11 protein-coding genes are annotated in these 11,027 nt (G+C 63.9%); 5 read left to right on the forward strand and 6 right to left on the reverse strand.

The window, feature by feature from the left end; translation table 11 throughout:
- Nucleotides 1–65 precede the first annotated feature (65 nt).
- The 3 genes from ahcY (at nucleotide 66) to tsaE (ending at nucleotide 4,637) form a co-directional block, all read left to right on the forward strand.
- The gene (ahcY, locus tag ACI3KW_RS08200) at nucleotides 66–1,469 is read left to right on the forward strand and encodes an adenosylhomocysteinase (protein ID WP_113124118.1); all 1,404 of its coding nucleotides are present in this window, start codon (nucleotides 66–68) and stop codon (nucleotides 1,467–1,469) included.
- 346 nt (nucleotides 1,470–1,815) lie between these two features.
- Nucleotides 1,816–4,218 (forward strand): ATP-binding protein, encoded by a 2,403-nt coding sequence (locus ACI3KW_RS08205; protein WP_404847660.1) that lies wholly within the window; start codon nucleotides 1,816–1,818, stop codon nucleotides 4,216–4,218.
- A complete protein-coding gene (gene tsaE, locus ACI3KW_RS08210; RefSeq protein WP_404847661.1) occupies nucleotides 4,218–4,637 on the forward strand; it encodes a tRNA (adenosine(37)-N6)-threonylcarbamoyltransferase complex ATPase subunit type 1 TsaE in 420 nt (139 codons plus the stop codon). The genes ACI3KW_RS08205 and tsaE overlap by 1 nt, the downstream gene beginning before the upstream one ends.
- Before the next feature lie 6 nt (nucleotides 4,638–4,643).
- Here the strand turns inward: tsaE and ACI3KW_RS08215 are convergent, their stop codons facing one another.
- The 3 genes from ACI3KW_RS08215 to ACI3KW_RS08225 form a co-directional block, all read right to left on the reverse strand.
- Nucleotides 4,644–4,907, reverse strand: coding sequence for a hypothetical protein (locus tag ACI3KW_RS08215; protein WP_404847662.1), 264 nt, complete (start codon nucleotides 4,905–4,907; stop codon nucleotides 4,644–4,646).
- Nucleotides 4,908–4,917: 10 nt separating this feature from the next.
- On the reverse strand, nucleotides 4,918–5,214 hold the full coding sequence (locus ACI3KW_RS08220; protein WP_404847663.1) for a hypothetical protein: 297 nt from the start codon (nucleotides 5,212–5,214) through the stop codon (nucleotides 4,918–4,920).
- A 146-nt stretch (nucleotides 5,215–5,360) separates the two neighbouring features.
- A complete protein-coding gene (locus ACI3KW_RS08225; protein WP_404847664.1) occupies nucleotides 5,361–5,621 on the reverse strand; it encodes a hypothetical protein in 261 nt (86 codons plus the stop codon).
- A gap of 57 nt (nucleotides 5,622–5,678) precedes the next feature.
- Between ACI3KW_RS08225 and ACI3KW_RS08230 the strand changes: the two genes are divergently transcribed.
- Entirely contained in the window at nucleotides 5,679–5,957 is a 279-nt protein-coding gene (locus ACI3KW_RS08230) for a hypothetical protein (RefSeq protein ID WP_404847665.1), read from the forward strand.
- Nucleotides 5,958–5,960: 3 nt separating this feature from the next.
- On the opposite strand, the gene ACI3KW_RS08235 is transcribed toward ACI3KW_RS08230, so the two are convergent.
- A complete protein-coding gene (locus ACI3KW_RS08235) occupies nucleotides 5,961–6,476 on the reverse strand; it encodes an AAA family ATPase (RefSeq protein WP_404847666.1) in 516 nt (171 codons plus the stop codon).
- Nucleotides 6,477–6,704: 228 nt separating this feature from the next.
- On the opposite strand from ACI3KW_RS08235, the gene ACI3KW_RS08240 reads away from it, so the two are divergent.
- Nucleotides 6,705–7,019 carry a GIY-YIG nuclease family protein gene (locus tag ACI3KW_RS08240; RefSeq protein ID WP_404847667.1) on the forward strand — a complete coding sequence of 105 codons (315 nt, stop codon included), beginning with the start codon at nucleotides 6,705–6,707 and terminating at the stop codon, nucleotides 7,017–7,019.
- Nucleotides 7,020–7,254: 235 nt separating this feature from the next.
- Here ACI3KW_RS08240 and ACI3KW_RS08245 read toward each other — a convergent pair whose 3' ends face one another.
- On the reverse strand, nucleotides 7,255–8,049 hold the full coding sequence (locus tag ACI3KW_RS08245; RefSeq protein ID WP_404847668.1) for an aminoglycoside phosphotransferase family protein: 795 nt from the start codon (nucleotides 8,047–8,049) through the stop codon (nucleotides 7,255–7,257).
- The gene (gene polA, locus ACI3KW_RS08250; protein WP_404847669.1) at nucleotides 8,046–10,961 is read right to left on the reverse strand and encodes a DNA polymerase I; all 2,916 of its coding nucleotides are present in this window, start codon (nucleotides 10,959–10,961) and stop codon (nucleotides 8,046–8,048) included. The genes ACI3KW_RS08245 and polA overlap by 4 nt, the downstream gene beginning before the upstream one ends.
- Nucleotides 10,962–11,027 lie beyond the last annotated feature (66 nt).

Consider the following 11,027-nt stretch of genomic DNA (forward strand, 5'->3'; position numbering starts at 1 on the left):
TGATCCCGGCCACAGCCTTGGCTATAGCAAAAGGCCAGAAGTCTTGTGCCCAAGCGGAGCCCGCTATGACCACCAAATCGACCGACTATGCGGTCAAGGACATTTCCCTCGCCGAATTCGGCCGCAAGGAAATCCAGATCGCCGAAATCGAAATGCCCGGCCTGATGGCCATCCGCGAGGAATATGCTGCCGCCCAGCCGCTCAAGGGCGCGCGCATTGCCGGCTCGCTGCACATGACCATCCAGACCGCCGTGCTGATCGAGACGCTGGTGGCTTTGGGCGCCCAGGTGCGTTGGGTCAGCTGCAATATCTTCTCGACCCAGGACCATGCCGCTGCCGCCATCGCCGCCGCCGGCATTCCGGTGTTCGCCCATAAGGGGGAGAGCCTGGAAGAATACTGGGCCTTTACCGACCGCATGATGGATTGGGGCAATGGCCTCACCCCCAATATGATCCTCGACGACGGTGGCGACGCCACCATGTATATCCTCAACGGCGCCAAGGCCGAGAAGGACGCCTCCTTCCTCGACAAGCCGGGCAATGAGGAAGAGGAAATCTTCTTCGCCACGATCAAGCAGCGCTTGGCGACCTCGCCCAATTTCTTCTCCACCATCCGCGCCAATATCCGTGGCGTGTCGGAAGAAACCACGACCGGCGTGATGCGGCTCTATCAGCTGCATGCCAAGGGCGAACTGCCCTTCCCCGCTATCAACGTCAATGACTCGGTCACCAAGTCCAAGTTCGACAACAAGTATGGCACGCGTGAATCCCTCGTCGACGCCATCCGTCGCGGTACCGACGTGATGCTGGCCGGCAAGGTCGCCATCGTCTGCGGCTATGGCGATGTGGGCAAGGGCTCGGCCGAATCCCTGCGCGGCGCCGGCGCCCGCGTGCTGGTGACCGAAGTCGATCCGATCTGCGCGCTGCAGGCGGCCATGGAAGGCTTTGAGGTCGTGACGCTGGAAGACGCAGCGCATCGCGCTGATATCGTGGTCACCGCCACCGGCAATCGCGACGTGCTGATGATCGACGACATGCGCAATCTCAAGGACATGGCCATTGTCTGCAATATCGGCCATTTCGATAACGAGATCGACGTGCTCGGCCTGCGCAATTTCAAGTGGACCAATGTGAAGCCGCAGGTCGACCTGATCGAGCAGCCCAATGGCAAGCGCCTGATCCTGCTGTCCGAAGGGCGCCTGGTCAATCTGGGCAATGCCACCGGTCACCCCAGCTTTGTCATGTCCGCCTCCTTTGCCAACCAGACGCTGGCCCAGATCGAACTCTGGACCAATGGCGAAAAGCTGGAAAAGAAGGTGCATGTGCTGCCCAAGCATCTCGACGAAAAGGTCGCCGAACTGCACCTGGCCAAGCTGGGCGCCAAGCTGACCAAGCTGAGCAAGACTCAGGCCGATTATATCGGCGTGCCGCAGAACGGCCCGTTCAAGTCCGGTGAATACCGCTACTGAGTTTTTTGCCCTTTCGGCATTTCGCCCGCGGCCTTGGCTGCGGGCGTTTTTGTTTCTGCTTCGTTCCCCGTCAAGGGGCGATATCCGCCATTTGTCGGCAGGGCAGGTCCATTAAGACTCTTTTAGCCGATTCACCGTGCCGGTATGGTCAGGGTGATTCGGGGGCGCGGGGACACGCTGCCGGTTCGGGGTGGCGGGAACCGATGGTTCCGCTTGCGTCGCCCCTCTAGTGCAAGCGTACCGCTTTTGGGCGGACTTGGCAGAACGTCAACAAACACGAGGGCAGCGCATGGCGCCGGATCGTTTCCGGAAGCATTGGGGATTCCGCGGATTGGCCGCAGCCCCTATGACACTGGCAACAGCCGTACCCGCCTTGGCCCAGAGCCCGACGACGGCCACTCTTGCCGGCGCGGCGCCGCTGGCCATCGCCGTGGGCGCGGGCGCCTTTGCCCTGCTGGCCATGGCCGTGCTGCGCACCATGCAGGCCGATGGCAAGAAGGCCCGCCGCAAGGCCGCCGAACAGGTCGCCGGCCTCCGCGCGCTGGTCGACGAATATGAAGCCCTGCTCTCGGGCACGCGCGAAGTCACCATATTGTGGACCGACAATGCCAGCGGCACGCCCAAATTCCTCGGGCAGACCTCGGCCGTGGTGCCCACCGGGCGGCAGCCCGAAAGCATTCTCAATTTCCATTCCTGGCTGGCCAATTACGATGCCGAACAACTCGGCCAGTCGCTGGAGGCGCTGCGCGTGCATGGCCAGGCGTTTTCCGCCAGCCTCACCGCCATTGACGGCCGGCTGATCCGCGCCAATGGCTGGGTGCTGGGCGGCGGCGTGGCGCTGCGCCTGCGCCCGGCATTCCTGCAGCCCAGCGCCGAACAGGCCGCCGCGGCCAATGCCATGATGAGCGACACCGATAGCGTGCGCGCCATCCTGTCGCTGCTGAGCCAGCCCGCTTTCCTGCGCGGGCCCAATGACAAGCTGATCTTTGCCAATCCGGCCTATCACGCGCTCGCCAAGGCGCTGAACAAATCCGGCAGCGAAGCCGCCCCCGCCGAATTGCTCGAAAATGGTGCGCTGAAAACCCACCTCGCCGCTTGTGCCGGCGCCGACAAGCCCGCCCGCGTGAGCGTCGACTGGCCCGGCCAGGGCCGGTTCGAGCTGGTCGAATTTGCCATCAATGGCGGCCGCGCCGGCTATCTGCGGCCGCTCGAGGCCGCTGTCGTGCCGGCCGATCCGGATGTCGCCCAGATCGGGGGCATCATCAATGCGCTGGCCACCCCGATCGCCATCTTCAATGGCCGGCGCGAGCTGGTGCAGTTCAACCAGGCCTATGCCGATCTCTGGCATCTCAATGGCGGCTTCCTCGTGCTCGGGCTCGATGAGCGCGCAATTCTGGACAAGCTGCGCACCGAGGGCATGCTGCCCAGTCAGGTGGATTACCAGACCTGGCGCAGCAAGCATCTGCAATCCTATAGCCGCACCGCTGCCTATGAGAACGAGCCCTGGCACCTGCCCGATGGCCGCACCATCAAGGTGATTTCGGCCCCCGCCGGCGCCAATGGCGGGGTGATCTATGTGTTTGAAGACCTGACCGAACGGCTCAAGCTCGAAAGCACCAACAAGGCCTTTACCAATGTGCAGCGCGAAACCATCAATGCGCTGAGCGAAGCCGTCGCCGTGTTCGGCACCAATGGGCGGCTGACGCTCTCCAATCCGCGGCTATCGGCGCTGTGGAAGCTGCCGATGAACGAATTGGGGCAGAACCCCCATATCGACCAGATCGCCGAAGCCTCGGGCCGCGCCATTCCCGAGGATGGCGCCAGCATCTGGCGGGACCTCAAGCGCGGCATCATCGATCTCAATCCCACGCGCTCCGACCAGACCGGGCGGCTCAACCGCTCCGACGGGCGGCTGCTCGATTATGCCATTACCCGCCTGCCCGATGGGCAGACCATGATGACCTTCCTCGATGTCACCGAAAGCGCCTCCTATTCCAAGGTGCTCAAGGAGCGCAACGACGCGCTGGTGGCCGCCGACGTGCTCAAGGATGCGTTCGTTGAAAACGTCTCCTATGAATTGCGCAGTCCCTTGACCAATATCATTGGCTTTGCCGACCTGTTGGCCGGCAGCGAAGGCGGCTCGCTCAACGAGCGGCAGCGCTCCTATATCGATTATATCCGCGCCTCCTCGGTAACGCTGGGCGTGTTGATCGACAATATCCTCGACCTCGCCTCGGTCGATGCCGGCATTGCCGAATTGCGGCCAGAACTGCTCGATGTGCATGGCCTGGTCGACAAGGCGCGGGCCGGGCTGTCGGCGACCTTCCCGGAAGTGTCGGGCGAAAAGCCGATTAACCTGGTGGTCGATATCGAGGATCGCCTGCCCCCCTTCATCGCCGATGGCACGCGCATCGTGCAGGTACTGTACAATCTGCTGTCCAACGCCGCCCGCTTCTCCCCGCCAGGCGGGGAAATCCGGCTCACCGTCAGCCATCGCGCCGAACGCATGCTGTTCATTATCGAAGATGAAGGCCCGGGCCTGACCGATGAGATGAAATCGGCCATCCTCACCCGGCTGGACGCCCCCGCCGGCGGCCGCCAGCGCGGCGCGGGCCTGGGCCTTGCCATCGTCAAGACCTTCGTCAACCTGCATGGCGGGGTGATCTCGGCCGAGCGCCGCGAACCCCGCGGCAGCCGCATCATCGTCAACCTGCCCCGCGACAGCGCCATGGCAGGCGTGGCAGAATAATGGAGCGGCTGCTCCCCGACGACGACGCCACCGCCGCCCTTGGCGCCGAATTGGCCGCGACGCTCGCGCCGGGTGATCTGGTCATTCTTGAGGGCGATCTGGGCGCGGGGAAAACGGCTTTGGCCCGCGCCATCATCCGCACCCTCGCCAATGATCCCGTGCTCGACGTACCCTCGCCCACCTTTGCGCTGGTGCAGCCCTATGACACGCCAAGCGGTCCCGTGCTGCATGCCGATCTCTACCGGCTGGGCGATCCGCGTGAGGTGGATGAACTGGGCCTGCTCGATAATCCCAACGCCATCGTGCTGGTCGAATGGGCCGAGCGCTCGCCCGAAATCGTTGCGGCGGCCAGCGTGGTGATCACGCTGGCCATTCCGCCGGGCGCCATGGGGCGGCTGGTGAGCGTGACGCGGCGCTGAACCTGTTCAGTTCACCGCATTGATGCAGACTGAGCGCACCACGCCCTCGGCATCGGCGCGGCGGCAGACCTTGCCCGAGGTGCATTCCTTGGCCGTGGCCGAACGAACATTGCCCCCCAGATTGGTGCACTCGCTCTCGGTCAGCGGCACCGGAGCGATATCGGTGGCCAAGGGCATGGTCTTGGATTGCGGCAAGGGCCTGGTCAATGGCGCGGCCGTGGCGGGCACCAGCATGACCAAGGCGAACAGGGCAATGGCAATGGCTTTCATGTCTGCCTCCCTAGGGCACGAAGACGCTCAGGCAGACGCGGCGGCGATTGCCGGCCTTGTCCTCTGTCATGCAATAGGCGCCGCTGGAGCAGATGTCCTTGTCGGGGACGACGTTGCCGCCCAGCCCCTCGCATTCGTTCTCGTTAAGGGGAATACCCGTGGTCGGCGGCGCCGCCACAGCCGGATTGACCTGGATGGTCATGCCCGCCCCGGGCCGGGGAATGGGCACTTTGGGGGCAGCCGACACGCTGACCACCAACGCGGCCGAAATGACCGCGGCAAGCAAAAAAGCGAACCCGATGCGCATACCGTCCTCCCGGCCGGTTTACCCGGCCCGACAATGTGCCATGCGATCGTCCCTGGCGCACGCCAGGCGGCGGTCCAATGATACATTGTGCGCTTCGGCGAGCACCAATACAAGCGCGTCGCAGGGCGGCTGAGTGCCACCCGCCGCTAATTATCGTTGCGGCGTTTCATATGTTCGCTTTCCTGGTTGGCGCCGCGGCGGATTGAGCGGTCGCCATGGGAGATTTCGTATTCCCCGGCGGGCTGTTCCTGTTCGCTGCGCGCTTCGGCCATGGATTTTTCGTGTGGATCGACCGGGGCGCCCTTGGTCTTCTCCCGGCCCTCGATAATGGCCTTCTGCTGTTCGCGGGTGCGGGCGCCGGTGGTTTTCTCAGTGCCGCGCGGCTGGGTCGTGCTTTGCTGAACCATGATGGTCCTCCTTTTCTATCGGGACCAACGCGGGCGCGGCGCCAAGGGTTTCCCGATGTGATCGGCTTGGGGGGAACTTCTCGCGCCCTCGCCGGTTGGCTCAATGAGGGCCAAGCATGGAGCAAGAGCCATGAACCATCATCCCAAGACCTCAAAACCCAACGATCTCGACCTCAAGCGCAATCCGGGCATCGGCAGACCACGTCCGGCATCGATCAGGAGGAAACGACCTTCGAGGACGAGGAGGGCGGCTCCACCGTCGAGGGCGATGTGATGAACGGCACCGAAGGCGATGGCAGCATCAATCCGCGCCATCGCGGCCGCACCAATAAATAGCGGCTAAGTGTGGCCGAGAATGGCGTCGACCACGGCCTCGACGCTCATAGCCGAACTATCGATCCATAGACCGAGGCGCGGCGTCTCGCGCGCCAGTGCCTCGGCCAGAATATCGGGCGGAAAATTCTCGCCATAGCCGGTCTTGGCCCGCGTCCGATCCCGTTGCGCCAACGTCTCGACCGATGGCGCCAGCACCACCACTTGCGGCGCCAGATCAGCCAACTGCTCCACCGCCGCCACCAGATCCTGCCCGATCAGGATATCCTGATAGACCACAGCAAACCCTGCCGCGTGATAAGCCCGCGCCGCATCGGTCGCGAGACGCTGCCGCAAATCCAGCTGCCGCCGCGCCTCGGCACCCAGCACCGGTCCCATCTCGGCCGCGCCATTGACGATCATCTTGCGAAAGATATCGCCGCGCAGATGCACGGACTTGGGCAGGCGTTTGGCAAGCGCTTCGGCGATGGTGGATTTCCCGGCCGCCATGGCGCCGGTGATAATGAAGATGGGTGGGGTCATGGGGGCATTATGCCGAACCAAACCACGATGTCATCCCACGCTCGGTGTCACCCCGGCGCAGGCCGGGGCCCATCCTGAGATGCTGCCCCAGCCGCAAGGTGTGTGGGTGACCCGGAAGGTGCTCACCGGGCGATCTGGCGGCGCGTTGCACGATCTCACGATGGGCCCCGGCCTGCGCCGGGGTGACATCGAGTTTTTCTGGGCACAAGGTGACAAGATCGAAATGCAATGTTGTTCTCACTCATGGGCAAAACCTACTTCGTCTACATCATGGCGAGCCGCAAGCACGGCACGGTCTATACAGGCGTCACCAATGACCTCGTCCGGCGTGCTTATGAACATCGCGAAGGTCTGGTGCAGGGTTTCACCCAGGAACATGCGTGCAAGCGGCTGGTCTGGTTCGAGGCGCATGGGGATATCGACCAGGCTATCCTGCGCGAAAAGCGTATCAAGGATTGGAAGCGGGACTGGAAGGAGCGGCTGATCGAGGAGCGCAATCCGGATTGGGCGGATCTGTGGTGGGAGATTGGTGGGCGGGAGTGAGGGGGCCGTCGATGTCATTTCTACCACCGCGTTGCCCCACACTCGGTGTCACCCCGGCGCAGGCCGGGGCCCATCCTGAGATGCTACGCCAGCCGCAAGGTGTGCGGATGACCCGAGTGGTGCCCACTAGGCGATCTGGCGGCGTGCTACGCGATCTCAAGATGGGCCCCGGCCTGCGCCGGGGTGACATCGGGGGTGGGGGGCGCTGGTGGGTAGTTCCGTGGCCGGAAGCCCCTCAAACTAGCGCTCCCTCCAACACCGCCCTGTTCCGCAGCATCCATGCTGCGCTCTTTCCGCGCCAGGCCATGGCCCACAGGGCTTCGACCGGTCCTGTGCTCTCGGGGGTGAGCTTCGCCTCCACCGCTTCATTGGCGGCATCGTGGGTGGCCAGTTCGATCATCGTCGATACCAGGCAGGCGCGGTCTTTGGCGGCTAGGCCGTAGCCGTCGGTGACGAGCCGCAAATTGCGGGCGCGGGTGGTCAGCGGGGGCAGGCTGAGGCGGGCCTGCAGGTCGTCGTCGAACAAGTGGACGTTGAGCCAGCAGAGTTGGGCGAGTTCGACCAGGGGATCGACGGGGCCGGCCTGCTCCCAATCGATCAGGCCAGTGGGTTGGCCGTTTTGGGCGATAATGTTCCAATCGCCCAGGTCGCAATGGCCGATAATGCGGGGATTATCGCCCAGTGTGCGGCCGAACCAGTCGCGCCAGATGGCGTTGGGCGACGGTTGGAAGCTCGCGGTGGCGCGGTGCAGATCGGCTAGGAGCTTGCCCAGGTTGAACATGGCTGCTTCCGGCCAAGGGCCGGGATGGAGCGATGCGCCAGGGAGGAAGCTGAGGGTTTCGCGGCCCTCGGCGTCAAAGCCGCTGCCGACCAAGCGGGGCGCCGCGGCGAAACCGACCTCTTCGAGGTGACGCAGCAGGGCGTGGACCGTTTGCGCCCAAGGCCCGGTCTGGCGATAGACCACTTCGCCCTTGCGGCTGACGGCGGTGCGGCCGCCGCCGGTGAGGATTTCTTCGTCCTCAGAACTCAATGCGCCTCGTCCCAATTATGCGCCGCGTGCGCGTCCACCTGGATCGGCACGCTTAGCCGTACGGCGGGTTCCGCTGCCCCTTCCATGACCGTCTTGATCACCGGCATGGCGGTGTCCTCGGTGCCGAGGGGGACTTCGAAGATCAGTTCGTCATGGACCTGCAGCAGCATGTCGGCTTCGATGCCGGCCTTCTTCAAGGCCGGTTCCATGCGGATCATGGCGCGGCGGATGATGTCGGCGGCAGAGCCCTGGATGGGGGCGTTGATCGAGGCGCGTTCGACAAAGCTGCGTTCGCTCGGATTGTGCGAATTGGCATTGGGGAAATTGATCTTGCGGCCGAAGATCGTGCTGACATGGCCGTCGGCTTTCACCCGCCGCTTCTGCTCTTCCATATAGTCGCGAATGCCGGGGAAGCGCTCGAAATAGGTCTTGATGTAATCGCCCGCCTCGCCGCGCGGAATGCTCAGTTGATTGGCGAGGCCAAAGGCGGAAATGCCGTAGATAATGCCGAAATTGATCGCCTTGGCGCGGCGGCGCACGTCCGATGGCATGCCCTGGACCGGCACGCCGAACATTTCGCTCGCCGTCATGGCGTGAATGTCCAGCCCTTCCTCGAACGCGTCCTTGAGGGCCTGGATATCGGCGATATGGGCCAGCACGCGCAATTCGATCTGCGAATAATCGGCTGAGACCAGGATCTTGCCGGGGGCGGCGACGAAGGCGCTGCGGATCTTGCGGCCATCCTCGGTGCGCACCGGGATATTCTGCAGGTTCGGATCGTTGGAGCTCAGCCGCCCGGTCAGCACCGAATGCTGGGAATAGGTGGTGTGGACCCGGCCGGTGCGCTGGTTGATGTATTGGGGCAGGGCATCGGTATAGGTGCCCATCAGCTTGGTCAGCTGGCGCCAATCGACAATGGTGCGGGCGAGCGGCACGCCCTTGAGCGCCAGTTCCTCAAGCACGCCGGCGCCGGTGGCCCAGGCGCCGGTCTTGGTCTTGGTGCCGCCGTCCAGCCCCATCTTGTCGAAGAGGATTTCGCCGAGCTGCTTGGGGGAGCCGAGGTTAAAGCTCTGCCCCGCCAGCTCATAGGCTTCCGCTTCGAAGGCTGCGGCGCGCTGGGCGAATTCGCCCGAGAGACGGGAAAGAATCTGGCGGTCGATGGAAACCCCGCGCCCCTCCATGCGTGCCAGCACCGGGGCCAGCGGGCGCTCGATGGTTTCATAGAGCGCCGTCATGTTTTCGGCGGCCAGGCGGGGTTTGAGCACCTGCCAGAGGCGGATGGTGATGTCACTGTCCTCGGCGGCATAGCGGGCGGCATCGGCCAGCGGCACCTGGGCAAAGGTCTTCTGCGTCTTGCCGCTGCCCAAGAGGTCCTTGATGGGCACGCCGGCAAAGCCCAGCCAATGGTCGGACAGCTCGGCCATGGTGTTGAATTGCGGGCCATCGAGCGAATAGCTCAGCAGCAGCGTGTCATCGATGGAATTGACCGCAATGTCATAGCGGGCGAGCAGACCCAGATCGTATTTGGCATTGTGGAAGATCTTGAGGATCGAGCGGTCGGCAAACATGGGGCGCACCATGTCCAGCGCCTCGCGCATATCCATCTGCCCCTCGACGCGCCCGCCGCCGAACATGTCGTCATTGCCCTCGATATGGCCGAGCGGCAGATAGGCGCCGGTGCCGGGGGCGACGGAAAACGAGATGCCGACCAGGTCCGCGGTCTGGTTGTCGAGCCCGGTGGATTCTGTGTCGGTGGCCGCATGGCCATTGTTTTGGATCAGGTCGAGCCAGCGCTGCAGGGCGGTGGCGTCGCGGATGATTTCATAGGCATCCGGATTGAACGGGATGGCCTTGACCCGGGCATGCATGTCGGCGGCGTGCAGCACGGTGGCATTGCCGGCCCGGCCGGTGGCCTCCTGGCGGGCCGCACGGGCCTCGGCACGGGCGGTATTGTCGAAGCCGACAGCAGCCACCGGCTTGGCGGCGATCTCCGGATCGGCAGCAAAATCGTCGGGATTGGCATCGAGCAGGCCGGCCAGGCGCTTGGTGATGGTGGCAAATTCCATCGCCTTGAGGAAGGGAAACAGCTCTGATGGAGCGATCGGCTGGCGCGCCAGGGCGCCCAGGTCCAGCTCCACCGGCACATCCTGCGCCAGGGTCACGAGGCGCTTGGAAATGCGGGCCAGCTCGGCATGTTCGCGCAGCTTTTCGCGGCGGGCATTCTGCTTGATCTCGTCGACATGGGCGAGCAGGTTTTCGAGGTCCCCATATTGGTTGATTAATTCGGCCGCCGTCTTGACGCCAATGCCCGGCACGCCTGGCACGTTGTCGACGCTGTCGCCGCATAGCGCCTGCACGTCGATCACCTTGTCGGGGCCGACGCCGAACTTGTTGAACACTTCCTCCACGCCAATCCAGCGCAGCGGCGGCTGGCCGGGGCGGGGTATGGTATCGAGCATGCGGATCGAGCCATCGGGCTCCACCAGCTGCATCAGATCCTTGTCCGAGGACACGATGGTGACCTTGCCGCCGGCCTTGCGCGCATTGCAGGCATAGGTGGCGATGATGTCATCGGCCTCCCAGCCTTCCATTTCGATGGACGGAATGCCGAAGGCGCGGGTGGCGGCGCGGGTCAGGGGGAATTGCGGCACCAGCTCTTCGGGCGCGGGCGGGCGCTGCGCCTTGTATTGCGGGTAGATATCGTCGCGGAAGGTCTTGCTCGAATAATCGAAGATCACCGCCATATGGGTGGGCTCGTCCTCGCCCTTGAGATCCTCGGTGAGCTTGTAGAGCATATTGCAAAAGCCCTGGACGCAGCCGACCGGCAGCCCATCCGACTTGCGGTTGAGCTGGGGCAAGGCGTGGAAGGCGCGGAAGATGTAACCCGAGCCGTCGACGAGCAGCAGATGCATGAAGCGATTCCCGATCCGTAAAGCGAGCGGGACTTTAAGGGAGTTTGTTCCCGCCCAAAAGCCTTG

The organism is Devosia sp. ZW T5_3 (assembly GCF_044987315.1).
Classification (GTDB): domain Bacteria; phylum Pseudomonadota; class Alphaproteobacteria; order Rhizobiales; family Devosiaceae; genus Devosia.